Source organism: Asticcacaulis endophyticus, from assembly GCF_014652575.1.
GTDB classification, from domain to species: domain Bacteria; phylum Pseudomonadota; class Alphaproteobacteria; order Caulobacterales; family Caulobacteraceae; genus Asticcacaulis; species Asticcacaulis endophyticus.
This window is the reverse complement of record NZ_BMZB01000005.1, coordinates 20,335-46,444: the sequence shown is the minus strand read 5'-3', so window position 1 is coordinate 46,444 and position 26,110 is coordinate 20,335. Positions and strand designations below refer to the sequence as shown.

The window sequence follows — 26,110 nt, the reverse complement described above, 5'->3', positions numbered from 1 at the left end:
AGGTTACACACCTCTGGTATTGACATAAAGGCTGAACAGCGACTGCCCCGCCACCATGAACAGGCGGTTTTTAGCCTTACCCCCAAAGCACAGATTGGCGCAGCGGTTGGGCAGGTGGATATGGCCGATGGCCGTGCCGTCCGGCGCAAACACCCGCACCCCGTTCAGGCCCACGCCGCCGCCCCATCCGCACCACAGATTGCAGTCTTCGTCGCAGCGAAACCCATCGGGTGCGCCCTCACCGCAACCTGTAAACACCCGCCCACCTGTCAGCGTCCGGCCATCGGCCGCCACATCATAGACGCGGATACGTTTAGGTTTTGCATTAGATTCCGCGATATAGAGCCTTGTTTCATCAGGCGAAAAACAAATGCCATTGGGATGATCAATATCGGTCGCCACCACCGTTGCCTCACTCGTGGCCGGATCGAGCCGGTAAACATTTGTCGGCAGTTCCGGTGTCGCGCGATGGCCCTCATAGTCGCCGCCGATCCCAAAGGTCGGGTCGGTGAACCAGATCGAATCGTCAGATTTAACCGTCACATCATTGGGCGAATTGAGCCGCTTACCGTCAAACCGGTCGATCAGGGTCGTGACCGTGCCGTCATATTCAGTGCGGGTCACGCTGCGGCTGCCATGCTGGCAGGAAATCAGCCGCCCCTGCCGGTCGCGCGTATTCCCGTTGGCATAGTCTGACGGTTTGCGAAAGTGCGTGACCGCCCCGGTTTCTTCGTCCCAGCGCAGGATGCGGTTATTCGGGATATCGCTCCACAGCAGATAGCGCCCGTCGCCGAACCACACCGGCCCCTCCCCCCAGCGCGTGCCGTCATAAAGCTTTTCGACCGCACTTAAGCTTAGGCGATAGCGCTCAAAACGCGGATCGAGGATTTCAATGGAGGGGTCGGGATAGATTTCGCTGGGCTGCCACATGCCATGACTCACGGTTTCAGGTGATGCCGGTTTTAGGACAGCTTCGCCCTCTTGCCCACCCCGAACCTGTGGGTTAATACTGAACCTCTGGGGGGCAATCAATCATGGACAGCGTAACGACGGGGACTGAGGCGGATTTTGCGCGCATCCTGCGTGAGACTCAAACCCGCATCAGCCATGCTCAGCACGCCCATTGGGAAGCGACCCAGGTTTTTGAATCCCTGTCTCGCACGCTGATGCTGTTCAACCTGATCGGCGGGTTTGTGGTATCGCTGCTGGCGGCGCTGCCGATCGTGGTGCCGGGTGCCTATGAAGCCAACAAAGATACGGTCAGTCTATTGCTGTTTATCCTTGGCGGGCTGGTGTCGGTGACCTCAATCCTTCAGGCGAGTTTACGCTGGTCAGAGCGGTCGCAGCAGCACCTCAATGCCGCCAATGCCTATACCAGCCTGCGCCGCCAGCTTGAGATCGTGACGCTAAAATCGCGCACCGAAGCGGGCTTGAGCGAGTTGATTGCCAAGCTGGCTGACCTGTCGGAAACCGCGCCGGCCGTGCCACAAAACATCTGGGACCGAGCGATTAGAAAAGCCGCTCTCAAGCTTAAGTAACCAGCCGCTTTTTCAAAAACGCCAGCACCAGAATTTCTTCCGGCGTCAGGTGCTCATATTTGCGCGCCAGGGTTATGTTGATTTCACGGTTGATTTGTTTGATCAGGCTGCCGTCCATATAGGCGCTGACCACCTCCGGGTGGACGTAGCATTTGCGGCAGATGGCAGGCGTATTGCCGAGGCTTCTGGCCACGCGATCAATGGCGGCGATGACATTCTTTTTCGCCTGAACGTCCGAGTCATATTCGGCATATTCCTGCAAGGCCATGGCCGCCAACACCGTGCCGGTCCAGGTGCGAAAATCCTTGGCCGTAAACTCACCACCGGTAATCTCACGCAGATATTGGTTGACGTCGCCGGAGGCCACATCGCGAATAGTGCCATCCTCATGCCGGTACTTAAACAATTCCTGCCCGTCGATCTCTGCGCAATCATTGATTACCCGCGCCAGCCTGCGGTCACTGAGTTTCAGGTTCCAGGCCTTGCCCGATTTACCCTTAAACTGAAAGCGGATGGTGGCGCCGGTGACATCGACATGCTCATCTTTGAGTGTCGTCAGGCCGTAGGATTGATTAGAGCGGGCATATTCGTCATTGCCGACCCGGATCAGCGTCTTCTCCAGCAGCGACACCACGCAGGCCAGCACCTTTTCGCGGGTGAGCCCGCGCAGTGACAGATCGGCCTTAACCTGCGCGCGAATGACAGGTAGAACTTCAGCAAACGCCAGTATATGATTGAATTTATTGGCATCACGCATGGCCCGCCAGTCGGCATGATAGCGGTACTGCTTGCGCCCGCGCACGTCATAACCTGTGGCCTGAATATGGCCCTTAGCATAGGGGCAGATCCATACCCGCTGATAGGCGGGCGGAATGGCCAGCTTGCGGATGCGGGCGATGGTCTCTTCGTCGCGGATGCGCTCACCCGCGGTGTCGAAAAACACGAAAGACTTACCGCGCTTTCGCCGTGTAAAACCGGGCTTAGTATCGCTGACATAGCGCAGCCCCTGCGCCTTCATCAGGGTTTTCAGATCATCGGCAATTAACGGCGCGGAGGTATCCATACGTGGAGTTTAGAGGACGGTTTACGGCTTCGCCATTCGGACTAGATGGCTTAAAAATAAAGGAAACATCCTAATTTATTGAAGCCATAAAGATGTGATTAATTTAAGCTATCTTGCAAAATCAAGTTGCAAATTGTAATGTCAACCACCGGTGAAGCTGCAACTTCACCGGTGGCTTATCGCCCATTAATTGAATGATGGAAGTATAAGTTGAAGCATGTTTACGGCGTTTGGCTGCAAGATCAAAAATTGCAGGAACGCCGTAAATATCTGCCCTGCACTTTCTCCTAAATAAATCTCACAGTACTTGCACTTAAAGTGTAACAAAGTCTGACTTTTATCCATCAAGAATCCTTTCTTCATGTGGTTGATGATGCCGCATGATGACCCAGATTCTGAGAAAAACGCAAAACATGAAAAACGGATCAAGTTCCCCTTAAATATCAAGGCATTAAATTTAATTATCCACAATTATAATAAAATTACGCGATGAAATTTCGCAAAAACAACAAAGAGTCCACAGCCAAAAGCAAATACCCACCGAGATTAAAGATTACAACCGATACTGCCTCCAACAATCCATAACGAAGCGCTTAGATAAAAACCTTTTACGCATTTCGAGCGGTAGAGATTTATCCAAACGCCGCTCAGATACAATCACCTCTGCAATTGCGTCATATATCCCTGTGCGCTTACCTTTTAATAAAATTTCAAGCTCAGGGGGCTGCCATTCCGGCACAAGCGCAATCTGAAGATATCTGAATATTTGGTCCGGAATTTTTGGGTCTGTAAAATGGCTTTTATAATGATGAGGATTACTCACAATATCTTTAGCTGTCTCAAAATTTCTAGTTGTTTCAGTAGAATTTTCACTACTATTTAAGACCTTCATCTGAGACTCTATAACCCGCCAGAGAAAAAAATCTCCGTCACTTTTCTGCAAAAGATAACTTCTTAGAAATTGACGACGGTTCTCATTAACTAAATGGTTAATTCTTTCTTGTATGATCAATTCAAATCGATATGCGATTTTTTTTCGCTCTTCTATTGATATTTCATCAAATCGATTAGGCCCAGAGCGTGCGCCACCATGCCCACCTTTTTTAATATATACTTTGGGCATAACTTCTCTTTTCTAAAGAATTACAGTCTGCCAAAATTAAACAAGTGGTAGGCGAGGAGGGACTCGAACCCCCAACCAGACCGTTATGAGCGGTCGGCTCTAACCATTGAGCTACTCGCCCCCGAAAACGCATAAACACAGCCGTTGCGACCGGGCGCTTCAAAAGGCCTAAAGACGCGGTGCGCCAAAAGGACGGCTTGCCTAACATGCCGCGTCCGCAATTTAAAGGCCTGATTTAGAATTTCAACAGGTGCCGCCACCTCCCCCACCCGCATAAATATCACAGGTGTGGACCGTCTTTGTCCCGTCACGCCCCAGACTTAATCGCGCCGTAATTGTGGTTTGTGATCAGCCTTGGGAATAAGGGACTTTTTTGACGCTTTTCAGGACTAAACTAACATGACTAAACCCATCATAACCACGCTGTCCGCCGTCGCGGTGCTTATGGCAGGCTCAATCGCCCTGCCCGCCGCCGCTCAGGACATGCAATCCTCACACGCAGCCCACATGATGCCTAAACCGACCACGCTCAACCTCAGCGCTCAGGGCGAAGTCAAGGCCACGCCGGACACCGCGTCGATCAACTTTGGCGTCATGACCGAGGCCAAGACCGCCGAAGAAGCCATGAAGCTCAACCGCGATCGCATGACCGCCGTCTTCGCCGCGCTGAAAAAACTCGGCATTGCCGACAAAAACATCCAGACCTCGAACCTCAACCTCAACGCCCAGTACGACTATCCGCAAAACGCGCCTGCCGTATTGCGCGGCTATCAGGCGTCGAACCGCGTGACGGTTAAGGTTGACGATCTGGCCCGCCTGGGCACCAGCATCGATGCGGTCGTAAAGGCCGGCATCAACCAGATTGACGGCATAAACTTTGGCCTGAAAGACTCTAAAACCGCCGAAGACAATGCCCGCAAAGCCGCCGTCGCCGCCCTCACCCAGCGCGCCGATCTCTATGCGTCGGCTATGGGGTACAAGGTCAAACGCATCATCACCCTGTCGGAATCCGGCGGTTACGCCCCTCAGCCGGTCTATAAAACCATGGCCCGCGCCGAGATGATGGATGCCACCCCGATCACCGCCGGTGAACTAAATATCGCTATCAGCGTCAGCGCTGAGTTCGAACTGGAGAAATAATTCCGGCAAAATCTCTCGCAGCGCGAAAAAATTCATCAGGGTGCGGCCTTTCGATCACAGGCCGCACCCTTTTGTTTTTCAAGGGTTTGCGGCGGATGACAAATCTGTCCACACCTGTTAACAACTTCTTAACGCAGCAAAAGGCCGTGTGTGGGGGCTAAAGCCAATGGCAGGGAAACGCACCAAAATCCGTCGCCGGATCATCAGAAAAATGACCCATCCCTATGTGATGGTCACGGTCGGCATGGGGATCGTTATCCTGACTCCGGTCATTGGTCTTGGGTTGTCGCAACTGGCCGTAGCCCAAGTCGCCCCCATTACCGCCACCCGCGCGCCAGTCGCCCAAACCCAGCAAACCCCCGCACCTGTAACGCAACGCCCGCGCATCGACTGGCAGGCCGCCGCCGCCCGCCATCAGCGCGGGATCGTCGCCAAGACCACCGCCGCCATCGTGTCCCGCCTGCCCCGCCCGGAACTGGATAAGACCCGCCTGCCGATCCTGCTGCCCCGCAGCGGCGGTGCGTTGAAAACCGCGCAGGCTAAGCTCATTTCCTTTGGCGACGCCTATTCCATGAACCTGCCGCAGGGCGACGGCGTGCAGATTACCCTGTCCGGCAATGCCGCCGCGATGCCCGTCCCGTCCGGTGCCATCAGCCGCCTTGAAAAGCGCGCCGCCCGTATTCAGGGCGTTCTGGAGCCGGTGCAGATCGACCGTACCGAAGATGGCTGGACCGCCAGCTTCACCCGCTTCAATGTGACCTACACCGCCGATCTGACCTGCGACGACAGTGAAGCCGCGGCCTGCAAAACCGACGGTTATCTGCGCACCGTCGTCGCTGACCTGACCGATGTGGTGATGGGTAATGCCGCCATTGCCGCCGCCCGCGCAGCCGGAGCGAACTTATGATCCGGATGCTGTTTGCCGTCGCCGTCATTGGCTTTGCCGCCATCAGCCTGTGGGCTTGCGACAGTCCGCCCGAACCGGCCCCCGTACCCGAAGTCGGCACCGAAACTGAAACTGCATCCGAAGCCGCTTCTGAGATCGCCCATGAGACGTCATCGGAGGTCGCCTCATCAGGTGCTGCCCCCTTTCCCTACGATCCCCCAACCCAACTGATCGCAGGCTCCGGCCCCAGCTATACCAATACCAAAAACTGGGCGCCGGGCATCTGTTTTCCGCTGGCCGATACCCCGTCCTATGCCAATTCTCAGGTGTGGAAACCGGGCGGCTATGAACGCCCTGATAACCCCAGCCAGTGCGCGCCGGAAAACTACGCCTATCCGTGGCAAGACAATTTCTGTGAGACCCGCACCGGCACCAACATGATGTGTAAGACCGGCACCAAGGGCCATCAGGGGCAGGATATCCGGCCCAAGACCTGCAAGACCAACACCTACTGGGCCGTGGCCGCCGAAGACGGCGTGGTGACCAATGTCGCCTCCATGACGGTCGCCATCACCGGCAAATCCTCGCCCTACCGCATCTATCGCTATCTGCACATGCAGTCTTCGACCCTTAAGGTCGCTTACGGCGATCATGTGGTGCGCGGGCAGAAACTCGGCCTTGTGTCCAACAATCTCGGCCTCAAAAACGGCGTTCAGCAGTACACGACCATCCACATGCATTTTGAGGTGCGGGTGGCGCAGGCGGAAACCCTGCCGGACGGGACGGTACTGTCGGCTAATACCTTTGTGCCGCCCTATGTGGCGCTGGTCGATGCCTATGAGCGCAAGCTGGGCGGCGATTGCCAGACGATAGAGTAAAATAGGGCGATTGGCTAAATCGCTTTGGCACTGTGTCCCCCCTGCCATTGCGCAGTTGCAAAATAGTGGCATACTCGCCTTATCCGAGGGGATAAGGGGGATTGATCATGGGGTTTCTGTTTTCGCTTAGCGGGCGGGTGGCGCGGTTGCCGTTTATCGCCTTTGTCATTGGGGTGAAATTGGCGATTGAGGCCATCGGCTATGCCCAGCGCCAGTATATGCCGCCGCTGCCGATTGACGACATGATGATCGCGGCCATACCGGGGGTGATTACATTAGTCCTGATGTGGCCGTTGTTTGCGGTCACGGTAAAGCGGCTGCATGATATCGAATGGCCTGCGGTGCTGGCGCTGGTGCAGTTTATTCCGCTGATCGGGATCGTGATCTTTTTTACCCGCTCGCAGTACTACACGGCCGATGCCGAACATCTGGCGCGGATGTTTGAATGGGCGGGGATCGGCCTGAATATCATGGCCCTGATCAGCTTTGGGTTGTTTCTGCTGTTGGCCGTTATTCCGGGGGTTAACCGCACCAACCGCTTTGGCCCGCCGCCGGGTGTGGTACGCATGGCCGAGGAGGCTTACTGATTGCTTTAGAACTCCCCCTGATGCAGGGGGAGCTTTCATTTGTCCTGCCAAATGAAAGAGGGGGTTACTTTTCGCCGACTTGTGCATATTTACCCCACCTTCCGGCCTGACGGCCTCCCCATGACTTACAAACGATTCACTGGATCGTTTGTTGGCGTCAAACCCCTCCAAGAGGGGAGGTTCTAAAGTTAACCGCTTGCTCAGCGCTTAACATCGGCGCTAAACAGGCGTCATGAAAACACCTGCCGCCGCCACCATAACACCGCTGTTTGTCACCGAAATCTACCGCGCCGACCTGTCCGGTGAGGCCGGCTTCGAGGCCTTTATCGAAGAGATCGACGACACCTGCCGCGCCTTTGCCGATGACGATGACGCGGGCCATGACTGGTGTGAGAAAAACGCCTATCCGGGCTATACCTCCTATGGGTCGATGAGCAACCTCACCCAGTATGCGCCGGTGTTTGCCGTCCTTAAAAAACAGCTCGATGCCCACGTCCACGCCTTTGCTGAGGTTCTGGAATACGATCTGGGCGGCAAGAAGCTGAAACTCGACAATATCTGGATCAACATCCTGGAACCCGGCGGCTTTCATTCCGGCCACATCCACCCGCACAGCGTCATTTCCGGCACATTTTACGTCGCGGTACCGGATAAGGCCTCAGCCTTAAAGTTCGAAGACCCGCGTCTGATGGGCTTTATGAACGCCCCTCCGCGCAAAACCCCGCACCGCCGCGATCACGAAATCTTTGCTTACGAGGCCCCCGCCGCGGGTACTATACTGATGTGGGAAAGCTGGCTGCGCCACGAAGTGACGATGAACCAGAGCGATGATGTCCGCATAAGTGTGAGTTTTAACTATGGTTTCTAATGTGAATGCCGCCATCGTTGGCTTTGGCAATGCCGGACGTATCTTCCACACACCGCTGATCCGTGCAGCGAGTGGGTTGAACCTGCACACCATCGTCTCGTCACGCCCCGCCGATGTTTTGGCTGCCGTGCCCGGTGTGCGGGTCGTCCCCGACTTAGAGACCGCGCTTAGCGATCCTGAGATTGATCTGGTGGTAATTGCGACGCCCAATGCGATGCACGCCCCGCAGGCGCTGGCGGCCTTACGCGCCGGTAAGCATGTGGTGGTCGATAAACCGTTCTGCCTCAATCTTGATGAGGCGGAAAGCCTGATGGTTGAAGCCAAGTCATCGGGCCGACTGCTGTCGGTGTTTCATAACCGCCGCTGGGACGCCGATTTCCTGACGGTTCAACGGCTGATTACCGACGACAAACTCGGCGAGATCACCCGCCTTGTGTCGCGCTTTGACCGCTTCCGTCCCAAACTGCGCGACCGCTGGCGTGAGCAGGACGTGCCGGGGGCGGGTCTGTGGTTCGATCTGGGCCCGCATCTGGTCGATCAGATGCTGTGCCTGTTCGGAAAGCCGGTGTCACTGATGGCCGATATGGCCCGCCAACGCGACGGCAGCGTGGTTGATGACTATTTCAACGTCACTCTGAAATATGAGCGCCTGCGGGTGACGGTCAGCGCCAGTGTGCTCACCCCCGCTGCCGGTCCACGCTTTGAAGTTCACGGCACCAAAGGCACCTTTGTGAAATACGGCCTCGACCCGCAGGAGGACGCGCTCAAGGCCGGGGGCGATCCGACTGATCCCAGCTTTGGCATCGATGGCCACGAAGGCAGCTATTGGCCGGTGATCATTGACGACCATGTCGGCATGAATGAAAGCGTGATGTCTGAACGCGGGCGTCACCTCAGCTTTTATGAGGCCATTGCCGCCGCCCTCATGGACGACGCGCCCAACCCCGTCCTCCCCGAAGAGGCCTATGAGGTCATGCGTATCCTGGAACTGGGCCAACTCAGCGCCCATGAGGGCACAGAGGTGCATCTCTAAACGCATTCAGCTCAGGCTTTCGCCTGAGCTGAAACTAAGCCTTAATTGCCCACCTGAAAGTATCTCATCGCAAAGCGATGATAACTTTCAGGTGAATTAATTAAAACCGCTTCTTGACCGTGATGAAGGCCATGCGCGGAGCCGCCGGCAGGATGGTCATAGCTGTCCCCGCGGTGTCAGCATTGGTAAAGCCGCCCGAACCGATGGTCGAGATGTAGTCTTCGTCCAGCAGGTTGGTGACGTTTACCTGCACATCCAGATCATTGCCAAAGCGATAACCCGCCGTGAAGTCAGCCACCTTTGTGCTGTCAACCTTACCGCCGCGGTTTTCATAGGTGTAGTAGCGCTCACCCGTAAACTTCATGCCGAGCGTACCGAACAGCTTACCGTTGTCATAAGCCACTTCGGCATTGAACATGTGTTTAGGCGTATCAACGACGGTCTTGCCCTTGGTGCGGGCCGTGATCGTACCTTCGGCATTGATAACATCGTCCTGATACTGGGAGTCGTTATAGCTGTAGGACGAATAGAGCTTCCATTCCGGCGTGATGCGGTAGGTACCGGCCACTTCGAGCCCGTTGGTTTCAACACCCCCGACGTTCGACAGCACGGTCGCATTGCCGACGATTGCCGCCCCTTGGGCCACACCCAGCAGACGGTTATCAAACTCGACATGGTAGAGCGCCAGCACGCCCTGGAAGACCGAACCAGCGTTCAGCCGCAGCCCGCCTTCAAACGTCTTGGAAGTTTCCGGATCAATCGACGACTTCACATAATCCAGTACGGCTTGCGACTGGGCACCGAACGGGCCGGAGGTGGCGGCCGATACATAGGCCGCCATGTTTTCGGTATAACCGCCGAACAGTTCGATATTGTCGTCAAGCTTATAGACCGCCCCGACCTGCGGCAGGAAGCTGTCCTTGGATTCAAGCGAGCCGTTCATGGGCGCGGCGGCGGTAACGGTCTTGACTTCGTTCTCGACCTTGACGGACTTGAAGCCGAAATTGACCTTAAAGGCGTCGGTGACGGTCCAGACGTCCTGAACATAACCGACCGTGGTCTTGGTGTTGAAGGCGTATTCCCACTGGGTGAAGAAAGCGCCGGACTGGAAGTCGAGCGGATCACGCGACGGGGCCGAGAGGGTTTCACCATAGAAGCGGCGGGCCTGATTGAAGTCGTTGTCTTCAATCCAGAACCCGGCCTCAACCTGATGAGAGCCCAGATCGAACATCAGCGACCCGAAGGCACCGGTGCGATCGACGTCATATTCGGTCGTGCGGATCGACAGGGCAGCGTTATTGCTGGTCGCACCTGACACACCAAAGTTCGGAGACGGCACATAAGGCGTGTACCACAGGCCCTGACCTTCGTTGGTGTGCTTATAGAGGCTGGCCTTGACGCTGATGATGTCGGTCAGCGGATAATTGATGCTGACGGCACCCAGATTGTCGTCGCGGATGCCCGCACCGGCATAGTAGGCATCATCGACCGTCGCCACCGGCGCGGGCAAGGGCTGATTTGTAAGGTAGGCGGCGGCGACCTGATTGGCCAGAGCCCAGTTCGGCTGGAAGTTATCCCAGTCGCGGCCCAGACGGCTGATCATGTCGAACGACATATCCTGATAGTCCTGCTCACGGCGCTCAGAGCGGTTGATGAAGCCGGTCAGTTCACCTTCGCCGATCGGCATGACCGCCTTGGCACTGATCTGGCGCTGCTTTTGCTCGGAGCCGCCCTTCCACTTGTCGGTCTTTTGATCGGCGATCGACACATAGGCGCGCAGGTTGTTCAGTTGGGCGATTTCACCGGTTTCAAAGCGGCCATAGAGACGGTGCATGGCTTCGGAACCGACGGTGCCCGCAACTTCGCCGCCCATCTCATTAGACGGATCGCGCGAGAAGAACTGCAGCGTGCCGCCAAGGTTTGAGGTCGAGGCCGTCGACAGTGAACCCGCCCCTTGCGTCAGTTCTACGCGAGCCACGTCTTCGTTGGTGATGGCGCGCGAAATGTGCAGGCCGTTGTGGTTGCCGTAGGACATGTCGCCCAGCGGCACGCCGTCCAGCGTAAAGCCCATCTGGTTTTGGTTGAAGCCGCGCACGCCGATACGGGTCGACCACTCATAGGCCCCAAACGGATCAGCGGACTGGAAGGTCACGCCCGGCAGTTTGTCGATGGCCTTCAGCGGGCTGGTGCCCGGCGCTTCCAGCGCCAGTTCGCTCGCCTTGACGGCCTGGATCTGGCGGCTCTGGCCCTGACCGTAGACGATAACTTCGGTGATGGCTTCATCTGCGGCGGCCGCATCCGGCGCCGCTACGGTGTCTGCAAAAGCGACCGGCGCAAACGTGGCGGCGCTCAGGATGGCCACAACGGCCACGTTGGTAAATAAAGCTGTCTTCATTGTCGTATCCCCAAAGCCCACATGGCTTTGAAGGCGCTTTAGGCGCACATGACGACAGATCAGCGACACATAAATTACACCCACACGTCAGTCGTGCGACGACAGCATAACAACCGCTGTCAAATTTCTGAATTTATGGAACAATGTTTCAGAAAATTATGCCGTTACCGGATCATTGCCCCCGCGTGATGCTTAAGCCCTGTGCCCGTAATGTCACGGCCAGACACCTTGCGCACAAAGAAAAACCCGGCACAGAGGCCTAAAACCTGCGTACCGGGCTGATTCTTTGATCGCCTGCCTTCGATTAGAACGGCAGGATATTGCGCTTTTTGGAATAGGACAGCCAGCCGACATTGGCCCCCAGACGGAAGCCGACACCGGCGCGGATCGGCGCCAGCACGATGCCCTCGGCACGTTGATAGTTTACGCCCAAGCCCCCGATAAAATAGGCTGAGCCTTCGACGCCCGGAAAACGGCGGAACACCTGCTCAGGATTATCGAGGAAGTAGGCCAGTGTGAACACACGCGAGGCATTGGCGCCGGTGTCAAAACCAATCGACGGCCCCTGCCAGTACACCGTCGTCGGGCGCTGGGCCGATTTCATATGCACCAGCCCCTTACCGTAGCGCAGGCCGATACCAATCGCGCCGGAGCCTTCTTCACCGGCAATATAGCCGGTTGGACGGTCACCATAATCGCCAAAGATGCGCTCAATTGCGCCGCCCAGAGCCTCAACTGTCACGCCTAGGAAATTGGAGCCGGCATTGAGCACTTCGTCGCGCGAATAGGTGCTGTCTTCGGACGCAGGATTGTTCTGATAGGTCGGCGTGGCCACAGGCTGTTGAGCCGCAGGCTGCGAGGTCATGGGCGGGGCGGCATTGGCCAAACCCGGCACAAGGCCACCGATCAGAGGTGCTGCCCCCAGTGCCAGACCAGAGGTGACGAATTGACGACGTTCTAACTGACGACGGTCCATAGGCGCGAATACTCCTGAGAAAAGGCTTATGTGATAACCTGATATTAACCCTAGAGCTATGACCAAAGTCTTACTCAGCCATTAATCTGCGGTTCATGTGACAGCCTAGTTACCGCTTGCGGCGCGATTGTGGCGCGGATGGCAAACCCGTCAATCGCGCCAGTCTTTCAGGCAGTCTTTGTTGCCCTTGATCATGTTGCGCAGGCCCGGATAAGGGCCTGTTCCATCGCGGTAGCGTTTCCAGTCCTTTTCGCGTTCGGCAATGCATAGTTTAGCCGCGCGGGTTTCTCGCGGCTGAAGTGGCAGAGGCTTGGCGTCCTTGGCTATATCTTCCAAAGCGCAATCCTTATCCATTGGCTTTCCGGCCAGACGCTGCTGCTGGCACAGTTCGCGCTTGAGCAAAGCCTTGGTCAGCGCCCCGCGCGTGCCCCCGCCACCATAGGCCTTGGGCGTCACCACACCCGGAGCCGTGCCTTGTGGCGCAGAGGTTGAGGGCGCAGATGCGGCCTCACCTTTGGGAGCGATAGGTGCTGTCACGATTGTTGGACTGGGCGCCGATGTCGGCACCCCTGACGATTTCGGCGTTACGCTAACCGGCGGTTTTTCGTGCGGCTGTGTAATGGTTTTTGGTTTCGGTTGGGCCGGTACTGGCTCATCGGGCGTGTCGGCACCTTTTGGTGGCACCACAGGCGGCATCTCGACCATAACGGCCTCAATAGCCCGCACCTCCGGCAGATCAAACCTACCTTTAGTTTGCCACAGCGCCCAGCCAGTCAGGCCATGCACAATCACAGCGACGCCCAAACCCAGCAGGATCGGCTTTTTATCATTCAGTTTGCGGGCCGCCATAGCCTGAACTGAACCACCGCCCTGTGTCGCAATTGCGGCCTTTAGGTTACCGCAGACGAGCATGGGCAAAATAAAATATCGGCAAAATCTGAGATCACGGCAATCCGCGCTCCGGTCGGCGGCGTATTCCTGATCAGAAGCGCGCTTTGATTTCCATGTTCCCCTTTTAAGACCTTCAAGGAGTTACCATGACACATCTGCGCCCCCAGAGTTTGCGCCCCCTGAGCCGATTTGCCGCGTCCATACTGATCGGTGCCAGCCTGATGGCCGTCCCGGCTATGGCCGATCATCATGCCAAGAAAGCCGATAAGACGATTGTCGAAACCGCAGCCGCTAATCCGGATTTTTCCACCCTGGCTGCCGCCGTTAAGGCCGCAGATCTGGCTGGCACCTTGTCCGGCACCGGCCCGTTCACCGTTTTTGCCCCGACCAACACCGCCTTTAACGCCCTGCCCGCCGGCACGGTCGATACTCTGCTCAAGCCCGAAAACAAAGCCCAACTGACCAAGGTCCTGACCTATCACGTTGTCGCCGGTAAGGTGTCGGCCAAAAAGCTTGGTGAACTGATCGCGGCGGGCGGCGGCAGCTACAAGATCACCACCGTCAGCGGCGATACCCTCACCGCCACGCAAGACATGGGCAAGATCAAACTGACCGATGAAACCGGCGCGTCCGGCCATGTGACCGCTGCCGATCTTTGGCAATCGAACGGTGTGATCCATGTGATCGATAAGGTCGTATTACCCCAGTAGCGTTGACTAAAGTGTTCGAGATACTTCCAGCCTAGATCCCCAATTAGGCCCCCTACCTGCCCCCGAAGCATCCCCTTCTTCGGGGGCTTTTTTTTCGCCTACAACTGCGCGAGGTCAAAGGCTTTGATCGTTGCCTTCTTCGCCTGTGCGCGCCATACCCGCTCGATATTAGTCTTAACCCAGTCGATATCGAGCCGCTCAGGCCGCCCCAGAATAAACGGCCAGGGCTTGTGATGATCGGTCGTGAAAAAGGTGTCCGGATCAACTTCCAGCAGGAAATCGCGCTCCTCAAACGCAACCTTAAATACCGGGCAATCATATTGCGGATTCCAGAACAGGATCGCCTTTTTGTTGACCTTGAATGAGCGCGCATCCCACGACATGCCCTCGGTCGTGTCGGGAAAGCTTAAAATAATCGCGCGGATATCTTCAAACGTGACCATGCTTTTCTTGCCTCCGTGGTGGCTTTGGTTCTAGGCTACCACAAAAAGGGAGAGCTCTATGAAACGCTTTATGTGGGCCGCGGTCGCCGCCTTAGTTATGTCTGCACCGGCAGCGTTTGCAGAAAAATGGGTCGGGACATGGGGATCATCGCAATATCTGGCCGAAGGTGACAATGCCCTGCCCGCTGACGCTCAGGACATCACTCTGCGCCAGATCGTGCGTGTCTCGCGTGGCGGTGAGCGCTTTAAGGTGCGCATCTCAAACGCCTTTGGCACGGAAGCCCTGACCATAGGCGCGGCCCACATCGCTACCGGCACACCGGGTTCAGCGCGGATTGATGCCGCATCAGGCACCGCCCTGACCTTTTCGGGTCGTGCCTCGGTGACCATTCCGGCGGGCGCGACCTATGAGAGCGATCCGGTTGATATGGTGCTTAAACCCCTGTCTGACCTTGCTATCAGCCTTTATATCCCCAAGGTTCCGACGCGTCAGACCGGCCATCCGGGATCGCGCACCACCTCCTACCGCGTCAGTGGCAATCAGGTCGCCGCCACCGACTTCACAAACCCAACCCAGGTCGATCGCTGGTATCATATCGCGGCTATCGAGGTTGAGGCTAAAAAAGGTGCGGCCATCGTCGCTATCGGCGATTCGATCACCGACGGACGCGGATCAACGACCAATGGCAATGACCGCTGGCCCGATTTTCTGGCCAAACGTCTGCAAGCCGACCGTAAGCTCAAAGACCTGGGCGTGCTCAATATGGGCATCGGCGGCAACCGCATCCTCAACGATGGCTCAGGCCCCAACGCCATGGCCCGCTTTGAGCGCGATGTCCTGTCGCAAGCCGGGGTGCGCTATCTGATCGTGCTCGAAGGGGTCAATGACCTCGGCACCCTGACCCGCGAAGCGCCGGTAAGCGACGCCGCCCACAAAACCCATGTCGCTGACCTAATCACCGCCTATCAGCAGATGATCAGCCGCGCCCGCAGCCACGGCCTCAAGGTTTATGGCGCCACCGTCATGGCCTATATGGGCTTTGATTATTACCGCCCAACGGCCCTGAACGAAGCCGACCGTCAGGCGCTCAATGCCTGGATACGCACGCCCGGTAATTTTGACGGGGTCATCGACTTTGATGCCGCCACCCGCGACCCAGCCGATCCGCCGCGTCTCAAGCCCGAATACGATATGGGCGATCATATCCACCCGTCACCGGCAGGTTTTAAAGCCATGGCCGATGCCATTGATCTCAGCCTGTTCAAGAAGTGATCACAAACCTTAACACCAACAGAAAACCCCCGTTACACGATGTGTAAGGGTGCGACATTTTCGCCCCTTAATTATCTCGCATGCGCAGCATATATACAGCCTGTCAAACAAACAGGAGATTTGATTATGCGTAGCGAAAGACTTGAACAGGTATCCGTATTTGCCATGCCGGTAACTTTACTTATCGGATTTCTGATGGCGGTGGCTGCGGCCCTGTAATCGGCCATCTGATTACATACCTGAATATTCAAAAAGGGCGACCGGATTAAGTTCCGGCCGCCCTTTTGATTTTTTGGTCCCCGACTGTAAGGTTTCCCTGGTCGCAGACGTCTAACCTTACGAACACACCACAGATATGAAGGGGATTAGGTGAACGGCACCGCCAAATTCGATGCCTGGATAAGGCCGCACATGGGCGCGCTGATGCGCATCGCCCGCGCCTTTGCCGAGCCCGCCGATCAGCACGATCTGATGCAGGAACTGATGATCAGCGCGTGGAGAGCCATGCCGGCTTTTCGCGGCGACGCCAAGCCCTCGACCTTCATCTACCGCGTCGCTCACAACCGCGCCCTGACGTGGAAAAAGCGCCAGACGCTGACCCTTTTCCGCGCACGAGCCGCGCAGATCGATATGGCGGCTTTAAACGAAGGCGGCACTGACGGGGAGAGTGCGCAGCTTGAGGCGCTTTATGCGGCCCTGCGTCAGATATCGCCCATCGACCGGTCGCTGATGCTTTTGTGGCTGGAAGCCACGCCCTATGCCGACATGGCCGCTCTGCATGGCCTGACGCAGACCAATATCGGTGCGCGTTTGACCCGCGCCCGCGCCCGTCTTTCGGCCCTGATCCATGAGGTATCCGATGAATACTGAAGCGTTTGCGCGCCTGTGGCGCACCCATAGCAACGACCTTAGTCAAACCGCGCAGGCCTATTTACTGGAGGATATGATGACAATCCTGAAACAACGCCGCGACCGCCAAAACCTGTTTTTCCTGCTGATGACCGCCATTCTGGGCACGATAACCTTTGTGGCTGGTTATGACATGATCAAAAACGACAGCCTTGACCCTACGCGCGAATGGGCACCGCTTCTGATGCTAGCCGCCCCATGGATAGCGCTCCTACTGATGCGTCGGCGCTTTAACCGCCACCTGAACGCCTTTCCCCATACCGAAGGCACCTTGCCCGACACCCTGCGCATCATGGCCGATGAAAACCGCGCCGCCCGCACACAAGCCCTTATTTTGCTGGTGATCATCGCCATTTTCCCGGTCATTACCAGCTTGGCCCTGTGGCAACTGATGCTCACGGGCAAGATGGAGCCGGCCCATGTCCAGCAGGCCGCCCTGTTGTTTGGTGGGGCCTTGGCCGTCTCGGCCCTGTGGCAGGTCATCCGTTATGTCCGCGTCCTCAAACCCGAAGGGGCGCGTCTGAAAGCTTTGCTGGAGGATTACAATAGTTAAGGCGACTGCTTTTGATCGACAGATTGCCACGGCAATCTGATTGAGGCCATTATAGGTGCGTGGATCGTTGCGCGGCGACACCTTAAGGTCGTAGACCGAGGCGCTGATGTTGCTTAGCTTGATGAGTTTCTATGCTGGATTGTAGCTGAAGTTAAAACCGATATCGTAATCCGCACAGCTTAAGTCCGTACCAAGACTGGTCAGCCGGCCGAGGTCATAAAAACCATAAACCGTTGAACGCCCTTCATATAAGGTTTTTAATTTATTTAAGGTCAATTAATAACTGAGGAATGATCATAATTCGGGCTCTAGACCTAAAGATATCCAATGATTGCGAACCTCCCAAAGCACCGGTAGGTCGTCCAAAAGACATTTGGTTTGTACCGTTAGCATCCTGCAATCTCTCCCATACATGTTAAAATTAGAAATACAGAATCGGTCATCAATCTCCCCCTCTTCGATAAATTTAATGTCTATAATTCGATTATCCATATATTCAAAATATAGGGTATTTGAGAGCTTAATATTTCGCTTCTGCCCAAACAAAGGCGCAATAACGACTCCTTTATCTTCGGATAAGTCAATAAAATAAGCTCTTAAAATAGCGTAGAATTCAATAGGATCAATAGGTTTCATCTGCATCATTCTGGAATTAAATTCTTATCACCGCTGTTTACTTGAAATCTATGCGCAAGTCGTTAGCACTCATAGTTCCTTTACCCCTCACATTCACAGTTCCATAACACCCGCCCGCGCTCTCTACAATTTGCAACCTACTGAGTGCGTCTTCAAATACCCCGGTTTTAGGCTCACCGTATGGGCCGTAGGTGTAACATCGCTTAGGCCAGGTACAGTTCTGCGTCGCTGACCGCAATCACCGAGCCCTGATAGTTGGCGTGGAAATCCTTGCGTTCGCTCCAGTTGGAACTCTCCTGCCAGACGATAGGGTCATCCGTGCCCGGCCCATGCACATAGCGCCGCAAAAGGTTGGAGCAGCTCAGATCAAGACAAAGGGCGATTGCCATTCCGGCAACCGCCCCTCATCTCCCCGTACCTCGTGTAGCGTTACTGGCCCATATTCAGCACATAGACCGGGCCCAACTCAACGCCACCTTTGATATGCCCCAGATGGAGAGACACATTGGCCTTACCCGCCGGATAATCGGCCGGCGCGATACCAGCAAAGCTTAAGGTTTCCCACTGCGGTGTCAGGGTAATCTGGCCTGACACTATGCCGGTATAGGGCGCTTCATTTTGCTGGATGATGGCGGTGATCTGGGCCTTTGCCGTCGGCTCAGCGCTGTCGAGGCGCGCCATGACCGCAAACACCAGTTTATCACCTTTGTTGATATTGCCGTTGAGCGCGACCGCAGCACCTATATCCCAAGGATTGGGCCGGGCTGCGGGCACGGTCACCCTAAGCGCGCTTTTCACCACGGAGGACTTATCCTGCCGCAGGGCATGGGTTTGGCCTTCGCCGTAAACGGCCCAGCCACTAACCTTCGGGCTGTTAATCAGATATTTGAGGATATCATCCTCTTCTTTAGCCGGTACCGCCGCTGAGGCTGAGGCTTTTTCCGGGATCAGCGCCCCGTGGATCGGCGCATTCCATGAATCCGCCGGTACGTCATAGACCACGAAATCGCTGTCGAACTGCCAGTAGGCCCAGGCAAAGCCACGCGCTTCGGCGGCCCGCGCCACCGCCGCCGTATAGGCCACGCGTGAGGCCATATCGGCCTTATCATAGGCGCCAAACTCCCCCAACAGGATCGGGCGGTTATTGGCCTTAGACCACGCCGCCACCTTATCGAAATTGGCCTCAAGCTGATCGCGGTCACCTTTCGTGCCCCAGCGCACCCCAAGCTGCGTAAAGGCCGGCGCCCAGGATGCCCCCTGATGGGTAAACTCCATCGGCGTGTAGTAGTGGAAGGTCACGATGATATGCCGGTCATCCTGCGGCAGTTTCAGGTTCGGCAACTGATCGAGACTGTTCCATGACTGCGGCCCGATAATGACATTGCGGGTGGGATTGGTGGCGCGGATGATGGCCAGATTTTCCGCCACCATATCGTTCCACGCCGCATCAACGGCCATGTTTGGTTCATTGAGGATTTCAAAAACAACCTGCGGCGGCGCGTCCTTATAGACTTCCGAAATCTGCGTCCAGAAGGCCTTGAGTTTAACCCGGCAGGCGGGCACATCCTTGGCACATTCATTGAAATTGTGCTGATCAAGGATGACCGTCAAACCAGCATCGAGCGCACCCTTAACCACCCCGTCGAGCGTCTTCAGATAGGCCGGTTTCAGACGGTTATTGCCATCCATATGGCCAAAGGCGTGCAGGTTGACCCGCACCGCATCGAAGCCGCCGTCCTTGATGATTTTGAAGTGTTTTTGCTGAAAGCGGGCCTTGGCCGGATCGCTCCAGATCGGATCATAGCCGATGATATTGACGCCGCGCCGCATAGTTTGCGTTTGCGCTTCGGCGGTAAAGCTGGTCGGCTGGGCCATCGCAATAACCGGCGCAAGCAGCGCGCACAGCATCACAAGCAGACCCGATAAGGTCTTGAATTTAAACATAGATCATCCCTGTATTTAATTTTTATGTATGGTTATTGTATTAACCTAACACAGGGTCGAATTACCGTGAAACGAAAAATTGTCAGCGCTGTCAGGCCACCATCAAAACCGACGGTGACCATCATCGGCGTCGCAACGCCCGCTGAACTTAACCATGCCGTCAATGGTGATCACACCGCTGCGGCGATTGATGACGATATTGGGTTTATTCAGGCCATTGAGTGCGAACCGGCCACGGATTTCGTTGTGACCGACAATCAGGTCATCAATGGGCCACCAATTGCCGTCACCGCCGGAATGGATCGGCGGCACCATCGGTTTCGGCAGGCGGATTTGCCCCTCATCGCCATGGATGGAAATGGTCACAGCCGTGTCGAACTGATTTCGGCCGGTTTCAATTGAGGTCTTAGGCATATATTTGTGCTTATCCGCATCCCATTCATAGCCCGAATGGGTCTGCGCCGTAATCGTCTGTGCCTCTCCGTAGCAGACCAGTTGCAGATCCTCGCGGTAGTCGCGGTCATAGTCGTCACCGCTGGCAGCGGCGAGCAGGGCAATAAGCGTAGCCGATACTGAAATCATGACACATCTCCTGAAAGTTTTGGCGAAACATCAGACATCCATGCGAAATCGCGATGGACATTACGCAACAAAAACAGGCCATAAAGAAACATCGGCAGGGTCAGCAGCACCGGCGCAAACACAGCGCTGACAGCCGCAGCCCCATCCGGCGGGGGCGATCCGGTCGCCAGCATGAAGACCAGAAAATCCCACAACGCATGGATAATAATCATAGGATATAGCGACCGCGTGCGTATGCGCACCGCCATATAACCGACACCCGTCATAAAGGCGGCCGTGGCCTGAATAACGGCCTCAATAAACTGCCCGGTGATAAACACATTGAGCACATGCATCAGCCCGAACGCCAGACACGACAGCCAGATCGCCGGCCAGATTGTCAACCGCGTCAGAAACCCGCGCAATAAAATGCCCCGACACATCACCTCTTCGGAAATACCGACCAAAGCGGTATTGATGGCCACAAACATAATAACCTGGGCCGGTGGCCAGCCCTTAGCCATCACCATAGCCAACACAACCAATAGATAAACTACCGGCAGCCAGATCACCCGCAGTGATTTCAGCGGCCTAGGTGCCTGAAAACCCACGGCTTTGCGATCGGCCATCAGACCGACCACCACCGCAAAGACCGCAGCCAGAACCCAGCTTATGCCCACGCCGTTTTTCACCACATCGGACAGCGGCATCTGCTGCCCGCCGGACAAAATCTGATCCAATCCGATGGTGAGGCCCAGCCAGATGACAAAAACTGACAGTGCCATGGGTAAAGTTATGGTCAGTCGCATTGTTCCACCCGCTTAGATTGCCGCGCTGATCACGTCCGGTTAAGATACACACTCCGGGGGCGAACGAAAACATGATTTTTCATCCTATGGGTGATCACCCGAACGGAGAGAGTATATGGAAACGCAAAGCCTGCATCGCGGTCGCCTGATTGACCACATCCAACTGGTCGTCAAAGACCTGCCCGCCAGCCAGCGCTTTTATGAAGCGGTATTGGCTGCCCTCGATATCCCGATGGGCGGCACCGGCGATGACTATTTCTGGGTCGATGAATTGTTTGTCTCCAGCGCCGACAGCCCCGCCGCCCACGGCCACCTGACCGGCCGCCACCATCTGGCGTTTCAGGCCAAGGACGAGGCTATGGTTCAGGCGTTTTATGAGGCGGCTCTCAAGAGCGGCGGCACGGATAATGGTGCTCCCGGTTTACGCCCCTACCACCCAGGTTATTACGCCGCCTTTGTGATCGACCCCGACGGCAATAACATAGAAGCCGTCTATCACGGCCCCGCCCGCCGCTCCGCCGACAGCGTGGTGGTTGAGTTTGATGAGTAGTGCTGCCGAATATCTTAGCTTTGAAACGCCCGCGCATCTGTCGCGCTGGCTATCTGTGCACCATGCCACCGAGCGCGAATTGTGGGTGCGGATGTATAAAAAGAACAGCGGGACGCCGTCGGTGAACTGGGAAGACTGCGTGGTTACCGCGCTGGCCTGGGGGTGGATCGACGGCCAGAGGAAATCACTGGATGAGGTATCGTTCGTCCAGCGCCTGTCGCCGCGCCGGCCCAAATCGAACTGGTCACAAAAAAACTGCGACCACGTCGAACGGCTGATCGCGCAGGGCCTTATGCAGCCGCCCGGCCTTGTGCATGTTGAGGCCGCCAAGCAGGACGGGCGCTGGGACAAGGCCTATGCCGGATCAGCGAACGTTGTTATCCCTGATGATTTTCTGGCGGTGCTGGCGGCAAACCCGCACGCCAAGGCAGGGTTTGAGGCCTTAAACCGCGCAAGTCTGTTCGTCATCTATCACCGCCTGCACACCGCCACCCGCCCTGATACCCGCCAAAAACGCATGGACGACTTCATCGCCAAACTGGCTCGTGGTGAGGCACTATCTGACGAAGGTATCCGCGCTATTCTGGTTGCTGGCTGAGCACTATAGTTGCCTTGATAATGTAAGCGCCTTCTGCCTCTGGAAGGCCCACCAACAATTTCATAAATTCGGTTGCAACATTACAAGCTTCAACCGGTGTCAGCGCCTCAATCTGCGAAAGTTTGACATAATTGTTTAAATAAGCACCTTGTTTTTCATAGGTTGTGGCAATCTTTTCTGCGAGTTGGTCTTCATCGACTTTTTCAGGTGGCGCCGTCGGCATTTTTACGGAGGCTTCAATTACTTTAGCCTTGTTCTCCTGCTCGGATTTTATGAACCCTTCCGGCACGCGCTCAGGGTATTTTAATCCGTCAAGAAAATAACTTGCGCAGTTCTCTGGTTGATTTTCTAGTTGTGTCAAAGCCGAGTAAGAATGCCTAATCGAGGCAAATACCGCGTCGTTCGGAGCAAACAATAGGTGTTGGGAATAGTAACGATTAATTATAGCGTTTGAGGAATTTGTAAATCTTACAACCTGCTCGCTTTCAGGCAGTTTCGAAGTCATGCTTATTTCTTTTAAAAGCTCAGCCTCCGCCTCTGGATGAACCCTGAAGATTGTAGCCATCAATGGGTTTGATGCTTTCACATTTTCTATTATTTTTTCTGGGCTTTGTTTTGCATTCGCCTCTCTGTAAGCATTCAAAGCTTGAACCGATACGATCACAAATACTGTAATTACAACACCTGCAATCCCTCGTTTCGATTTTTCAGAACCTCGCTTTCCAAAGACTTTGAACCCAAGCTCAATCAGTAATAGTGCGGCTAAAGCGGCTACCGCACCAGCTATTGCCGACGAAACAAATGTTGGCAAACCCCAGAAAAAATCCATTACCCCTCCCAAATCCGAAAATTATTGCGCCATGACTGTTAGCTTAAAGGTGACACTCTAAACTAGTGTCCATATCATTTGCTACCAGATCAATAAACCCGATAAAAATACGCCTTAATTCCGCTACATAGGCGATGCAGTGTGCCTGTGTGGAGGTAGAGTTCATGCGTGCGTTTCCCGTTACCCTTGCGATCCTGATGGCGGCCTTAACCGGCAGCGCCTATGCTGACGCCAGCGAAGACGTGGTCGCCACCGCCCGCACCCTGCCTGCCGCAACGGAAACACAAAGTCCCCCTGCGCCTGAACCCATATCCGCGCTGGATGCCACAAAATCCCAGTTTCTGGCCACGCTTGATGGCAGCGCCCAAATTGAGCGCACCTCAGACGACCCTATCGGCTACCGCGACGGGCCGGTTACCCTCGATAAAAACCCCTACAAGCGCCGCATCCAGACCGAGGTGAGCGTCAGCGTCGGCACCGGCGGTTACCGCAGCGGCTATATCGCCTCGCTTATACCGGTCGGTGAACACGGCACGCTCGGCATCGCCATTGGCAAGACCGATTATGGCAATAACCGAGTCTATGGCTACGGCTACGATCCGTATGGTTACGGTTATGGTGGCTACAGCCCCTATGGCTATGATGGGTACGGTTATGACCCGATGGGTTACGATCCGATTGGCTATGGCGGTTACGGCCACGCAGGCTATCGCGGCGGTGGGTACGGCCATCCATATGGTTATGCGCGCCGTGGCGGCGAGACCCAGAGCCTGGCGATATCCTACAGCTATGATGCCCGCAAATCCAACCGCTCCCGCGCCGATGAGGCCTGCGATACCGGCTTTTATGATGGTGACCGCCTGATGGAGCCTTTGTGGGTCAGCCGTGTCCGCGCCCCCAGAACGTGTGAAGTCACCACCACGACGACGGTGCCGTAAATCTTCTCCTCCCTACTCGGTGGGGAGGTGGATGCGAGCACAGCGAGCAGACGGAGGGGTACCTGCCGTCTCTAATACCCCTCCGTCCGCTTCGCGGCCACCTCCCCACTACGTAGGGAGGAGAGTTACGCGATAAACCCACCGTCGCGGTAAACCTGCTCCAGCACCTGCAGCGGCACAGGGCCATTGACCAGACCGCGATCGTGGAAAGCCTTGATATCGAACTTAGCACCCTGATGGGATTTGGACTTTTCGCGTAGTTCGGCCCACTTGATCTTGCCGACCATGTAGCTCAGGGCCTGCCCCGGCCAGACGCAGTAGCGTTCAACCTCAGTGGTCGCCGCCGATTCCGCATCGCCATTGGTATCGACAAAGTATTTGATCGCCTGCTCGCGCGTCCAGCGCTTGCTGTGCATGCCGGTATCGACCACCAGCCGGATCGCCCGGAACAGAGCCGACTGCAGATAGCCGATATAGCCGGCCGGATCGGTGTCATACATGCCCATTTCCGCGGCGACGAGTTCCGTATAAAGTGCCCAGCCTTCTGAATAGGCTGAGAACCCGCCGATCCGGCGCAGCATAGGCAGACCTTGCGCCTCCATCTGGATCGAAATCTGCATGTGGTGGCCGGGCAAGGCTTCGTGATAGGTAAGCGTCGGCAGCGACCACTTCGGCCATTCTTTGGTGTCGCGTAAGTTTATGTAATAGGCACCAGGGCGTGAGCCATCCAGGGTCGGGCGCTGATAATAACCACCCGGTGCGCCCGCCTCGATCTCCTTCGGCACCCGCCGCACAGTGACGGCGGTTTTGGGCAGGGTGCCGAACCATTCGGGCAGCTTGGCCTCGACCGCGCGGATCTGCACGTTCAGGTCTTCCAGCAGCTTTTCCTTGGCCGCATCGGTGTTGTCATAAAGGTATTTGGGATCATCGCCCAAGGCCTTCATGCGTTCGGCGACGGTGCCCTTGGTCATGCCGAGCGCCTTAAAGCGTGTATCGGCCTCAGATGTCAGTTCGGCGACCATATCGAGACCAATTTTGTGGATCTCATCGGGCGTCAGAGTCGTGGTCGTGCCGGCGCGCGCCGCAAAGGTGTAATAGGCCTCACCGTCCGGCAGACGCCATACGCCGGCGTCGTGCACCGCCTTGGGGCGCACAGCCTTGACGGCGGCCATTTGCGCGTCCAGCGCCTTGGCGATTGCGCCGTCGACCCGTTTGGCCGCCTCACCGGCCCAGTCCCCGGCAATGCCCTTGGACTGCGTTTTAGTGGCCAGAGCCTTGGCCATCGAACTGTCGGCGCCTTTAATGGCACGAATGGCCTCCATCTGTCCCAAAGCCCGATCAAGCGCGAAATCGGGCGGGATGACGCCCTTGGCGACATCGGATTTAAAGCGTTCAGTTTCCTGCGCGATGACCGTCGCAAAACCGTCCATACGGCTGAGGAACGCTTCCGCGTCAGCCTTGGTTTCAATCGTGTGCTGGTTATTGAGGAAATCCGGCACCGACCGATAGGAGCCGGTTAACTGGCTGAGCACATAGGGCTGACCGCTGCCCCAGCTTCCAAATTTGAACTTATCATAGCCGGATTTCTGGTTCTCACCGCTCCACAGAACCGTGTCGTAATTGATGCGGTCCATGCCCGACAGCTTGGAACGGTCAATGGCTTTCAGCGATTTGATATACTTATCATTGCGCGCCACATCGCGGACTTCTTCGGCCTCGGAGGCGTCGCCCAGCTTATATTTCAAGGCCGCACGATCACCTTTGTCGAGACCCAAGGAGGTCGCCAAAGTCGGAGAATTATCGACCGCTTCGTTGAAGATGCCATCAAACAGATCATTAAGCGCCTTGACCGTCGCCGGATCGGAGGCGCTTTCCGCCCCGACCTTTAACGGCAGGGCCGCCGCCCCCAGAACCGCGCCCGCACCGGTGAGTAATTGCCGTCTGTCCATGGTCATCTCCCGCTATCTACCTTCCGTGAA

The 26,110-nt window shown here is 56.1% G+C and carries 28 protein-coding genes and 1 tRNA gene; 14 read left to right on the top strand and 15 right to left on the bottom strand.

Annotated elements, in window-relative coordinates:
* Positions 1 to 3: 3 nt before the first annotated feature.
* Entirely contained in the window at positions 4 to 930 is a 927-nt protein-coding gene (locus IE102_RS14980) for an SMP-30/gluconolactonase/LRE family protein (protein ID WP_189488137.1), read from the bottom strand.
* 104 nt (positions 931 to 1,034) lie between these two features.
* Between IE102_RS14980 and IE102_RS14975 the strand changes: the two genes are divergently transcribed.
* Positions 1,035 to 1,538 carry an SLATT domain-containing protein gene (locus tag IE102_RS14975; RefSeq protein ID WP_189488134.1) on the top strand — a complete coding sequence of 168 codons (504 nt, stop codon included), beginning with the start codon at positions 1,035 to 1,037 and terminating at the stop codon, positions 1,536 to 1,538.
* On the opposite strand, the gene IE102_RS14970 is transcribed toward IE102_RS14975, so the two are convergent.
* From IE102_RS14970 to IE102_RS14960, 3 genes are all read right to left on the bottom strand, one after another.
* The gene (locus IE102_RS14970) at positions 1,531 to 2,601 is read right to left on the bottom strand and encodes a DNA topoisomerase IB (RefSeq protein WP_189488132.1); all 1,071 of its coding nucleotides are present in this window, start codon (positions 2,599 to 2,601) and stop codon (positions 1,531 to 1,533) included. The two genes, IE102_RS14975 and IE102_RS14970, sit on opposite strands and share 8 nt — an antisense overlap.
* Before the next feature lie 553 nt (positions 2,602 to 3,154).
* Positions 3,155 to 3,724 carry a hypothetical protein gene (locus tag IE102_RS14965; protein ID WP_189488130.1) on the bottom strand — a complete coding sequence of 190 codons (570 nt, stop codon included), beginning with the start codon at positions 3,722 to 3,724 and terminating at the stop codon, positions 3,155 to 3,157.
* A gap of 45 nt (positions 3,725 to 3,769) precedes the next feature.
* A tRNA-Ile gene (locus tag IE102_RS14960) sits at positions 3,770 to 3,845 on the bottom strand.
* 278 nt (positions 3,846 to 4,123) lie between these two features.
* Between IE102_RS14960 and IE102_RS14955 the strand changes: the two genes are divergently transcribed.
* The 6 genes from IE102_RS14955 (at position 4,124) to IE102_RS14930 (ending at position 9,116) form a co-directional block, all read left to right on the top strand.
* The gene (locus tag IE102_RS14955) at positions 4,124 to 4,864 is read left to right on the top strand and encodes an SIMPL domain-containing protein (protein WP_189488128.1); all 741 of its coding nucleotides are present in this window, start codon (positions 4,124 to 4,126) and stop codon (positions 4,862 to 4,864) included.
* 166 nt (positions 4,865 to 5,030) lie between these two features.
* The gene (locus IE102_RS14950; RefSeq protein WP_189488127.1) at positions 5,031 to 5,771 is read left to right on the top strand and encodes a hypothetical protein; all 741 of its coding nucleotides are present in this window, start codon (positions 5,031 to 5,033) and stop codon (positions 5,769 to 5,771) included.
* Positions 5,768 to 6,628, top strand: a complete 861-nt coding sequence (locus IE102_RS14945; protein ID WP_189488125.1) for a M23 family metallopeptidase — start codon at positions 5,768 to 5,770, stop codon at positions 6,626 to 6,628. The genes IE102_RS14950 and IE102_RS14945 overlap by 4 nt, the downstream gene beginning before the upstream one ends.
* A 107-nt stretch (positions 6,629 to 6,735) precedes the next feature.
* Positions 6,736 to 7,215, top strand: coding sequence for a DUF805 domain-containing protein (locus IE102_RS14940; protein ID WP_189488123.1), 480 nt, complete (start codon positions 6,736 to 6,738; stop codon positions 7,213 to 7,215).
* A gap of 232 nt (positions 7,216 to 7,447) precedes the next feature.
* Positions 7,448 to 8,083 carry a TIGR02466 family protein gene (locus IE102_RS14935; protein WP_189488121.1) on the top strand — a complete coding sequence of 212 codons (636 nt, stop codon included), beginning with the start codon at positions 7,448 to 7,450 and terminating at the stop codon, positions 8,081 to 8,083.
* On the top strand, positions 8,073 to 9,116 hold the full coding sequence (locus IE102_RS14930) for an oxidoreductase (RefSeq protein WP_189488119.1): 1,044 nt from the start codon (positions 8,073 to 8,075) through the stop codon (positions 9,114 to 9,116). Before IE102_RS14935 ends, IE102_RS14930 begins: the two co-directional genes overlap by 11 nt.
* 100 nt (positions 9,117 to 9,216) lie before the next feature.
* On the opposite strand, the gene IE102_RS14925 is transcribed toward IE102_RS14930, so the two are convergent.
* From IE102_RS14925 to IE102_RS14915, 3 genes are all read right to left on the bottom strand, one after another.
* Complete coding sequence (locus tag IE102_RS14925) at positions 9,217 to 11,511, bottom strand: TonB-dependent receptor (RefSeq protein WP_189488117.1); 2,295 nt, start codon at positions 11,509 to 11,511, stop codon at positions 9,217 to 9,219.
* Positions 11,512 to 11,815: 304 nt separating this feature from the next.
* Positions 11,816 to 12,487, bottom strand: coding sequence for a DUF1134 domain-containing protein (locus IE102_RS14920; protein ID WP_189488115.1), 672 nt, complete (start codon positions 12,485 to 12,487; stop codon positions 11,816 to 11,818).
* Between the two features lie 150 nt (positions 12,488 to 12,637).
* The gene (locus tag IE102_RS14915; RefSeq protein WP_189488113.1) at positions 12,638 to 13,336 is read right to left on the bottom strand and encodes a hypothetical protein; all 699 of its coding nucleotides are present in this window, start codon (positions 13,334 to 13,336) and stop codon (positions 12,638 to 12,640) included.
* A 188-nt stretch (positions 13,337 to 13,524) separates the two neighbouring features.
* Between IE102_RS14915 and IE102_RS14910 the strand changes: the two genes are divergently transcribed.
* Complete coding sequence (locus IE102_RS14910) at positions 13,525 to 14,088, top strand: fasciclin domain-containing protein (RefSeq protein ID WP_189488111.1); 564 nt, start codon at positions 13,525 to 13,527, stop codon at positions 14,086 to 14,088.
* A gap of 98 nt (positions 14,089 to 14,186) precedes the next feature.
* Here the strand turns inward: IE102_RS14910 and IE102_RS14905 are convergent, their stop codons facing one another.
* Positions 14,187 to 14,531 carry an MmcQ/YjbR family DNA-binding protein gene (locus tag IE102_RS14905; RefSeq protein ID WP_189488109.1) on the bottom strand — a complete coding sequence of 115 codons (345 nt, stop codon included), beginning with the start codon at positions 14,529 to 14,531 and terminating at the stop codon, positions 14,187 to 14,189.
* A gap of 58 nt (positions 14,532 to 14,589) precedes the next feature.
* Here IE102_RS14905 and IE102_RS14900 point away from each other — a divergent pair, with 58 nt between their 5' ends.
* The 3 genes from IE102_RS14900 (at position 14,590) to IE102_RS14890 (ending at position 17,266) form a co-directional block, all read left to right on the top strand.
* A complete protein-coding gene (locus IE102_RS14900; RefSeq protein ID WP_189488107.1) occupies positions 14,590 to 15,804 on the top strand; it encodes an SGNH/GDSL hydrolase family protein in 1,215 nt (404 codons plus the stop codon).
* A 369-nt stretch (positions 15,805 to 16,173) separates the two neighbouring features.
* The gene (locus IE102_RS14895; protein ID WP_229807794.1) at positions 16,174 to 16,674 is read left to right on the top strand and encodes an RNA polymerase sigma factor; all 501 of its coding nucleotides are present in this window, start codon (positions 16,174 to 16,176) and stop codon (positions 16,672 to 16,674) included.
* Entirely contained in the window at positions 16,664 to 17,266 is a 603-nt protein-coding gene (locus IE102_RS14890; protein ID WP_189488105.1) for a hypothetical protein, read from the top strand. The genes IE102_RS14895 and IE102_RS14890 overlap by 11 nt, the downstream gene beginning before the upstream one ends.
* Positions 17,267 to 17,560: 294 nt before the next feature.
* Here the strand turns inward: IE102_RS14890 and IE102_RS14885 are convergent, their stop codons facing one another.
* The 5 genes from IE102_RS14885 to IE102_RS14865 all read right to left on the bottom strand — a co-directional run bounded on the left by IE102_RS14885 (position 17,561) and on the right by IE102_RS14865 (position 21,192).
* A complete protein-coding gene (locus tag IE102_RS14885; protein WP_189488103.1) occupies positions 17,561 to 17,902 on the bottom strand; it encodes a hypothetical protein in 342 nt (113 codons plus the stop codon).
* A 203-nt stretch (positions 17,903 to 18,105) separates the two neighbouring features.
* Positions 18,106 to 18,291: a hypothetical protein gene (locus IE102_RS14880; protein WP_189488101.1), complete on the bottom strand. Its 186-nt coding sequence runs from the start codon at positions 18,289 to 18,291 to the stop codon at positions 18,106 to 18,108.
* Between the two features lie 40 nt (positions 18,292 to 18,331).
* A complete protein-coding gene (locus IE102_RS14875) occupies positions 18,332 to 19,846 on the bottom strand; it encodes a cellulase family glycosylhydrolase (RefSeq protein ID WP_189488099.1) in 1,515 nt (504 codons plus the stop codon).
* Between the two features lie 102 nt (positions 19,847 to 19,948).
* A complete protein-coding gene (locus IE102_RS14870; RefSeq protein ID WP_189488097.1) occupies positions 19,949 to 20,428 on the bottom strand; it encodes a hypothetical protein in 480 nt (159 codons plus the stop codon).
* Positions 20,425 to 21,192 (bottom strand): CPBP family intramembrane glutamic endopeptidase, encoded by a 768-nt coding sequence (locus IE102_RS14865; protein WP_189488096.1) that lies wholly within the window; start codon positions 21,190 to 21,192, stop codon positions 20,425 to 20,427. Before IE102_RS14865 ends, IE102_RS14870 begins: the two co-directional genes overlap by 4 nt.
* Positions 21,193 to 21,331: 139 nt before the next feature.
* Here IE102_RS14865 and IE102_RS14860 point away from each other — a divergent pair, with 139 nt between their 5' ends.
* Positions 21,332 to 21,766 carry a VOC family protein gene (locus IE102_RS14860; protein ID WP_189488094.1) on the top strand — a complete coding sequence of 145 codons (435 nt, stop codon included), beginning with the start codon at positions 21,332 to 21,334 and terminating at the stop codon, positions 21,764 to 21,766.
* The gene (locus IE102_RS14855; RefSeq protein ID WP_189488092.1) at positions 21,759 to 22,364 is read left to right on the top strand and encodes a YdeI/OmpD-associated family protein; all 606 of its coding nucleotides are present in this window, start codon (positions 21,759 to 21,761) and stop codon (positions 22,362 to 22,364) included. Before IE102_RS14860 ends, IE102_RS14855 begins: the two co-directional genes overlap by 8 nt.
* On the opposite strand, the gene IE102_RS14850 is transcribed toward IE102_RS14855, so the two are convergent.
* Complete coding sequence (locus IE102_RS14850) at positions 22,345 to 23,193, bottom strand: hypothetical protein (RefSeq protein ID WP_189488090.1); 849 nt, start codon at positions 23,191 to 23,193, stop codon at positions 22,345 to 22,347. The genes IE102_RS14855 and IE102_RS14850 overlap by 20 nt on opposite strands.
* Positions 23,194 to 23,357: 164 nt before the next feature.
* Between IE102_RS14850 and IE102_RS14845 the strand changes: the two genes are divergently transcribed.
* Entirely contained in the window at positions 23,358 to 24,131 is a 774-nt protein-coding gene (locus tag IE102_RS14845) for a hypothetical protein (protein WP_189488088.1), read from the top strand.
* A gap of 125 nt (positions 24,132 to 24,256) precedes the next feature.
* Here the strand turns inward: IE102_RS14845 and IE102_RS14840 are convergent, their stop codons facing one another.
* Positions 24,257 to 26,080 (bottom strand): DUF885 domain-containing protein, encoded by a 1,824-nt coding sequence (locus tag IE102_RS14840; protein WP_189488087.1) that lies wholly within the window; start codon positions 26,078 to 26,080, stop codon positions 24,257 to 24,259.
* Positions 26,081 to 26,110 lie beyond the last annotated feature (30 nt).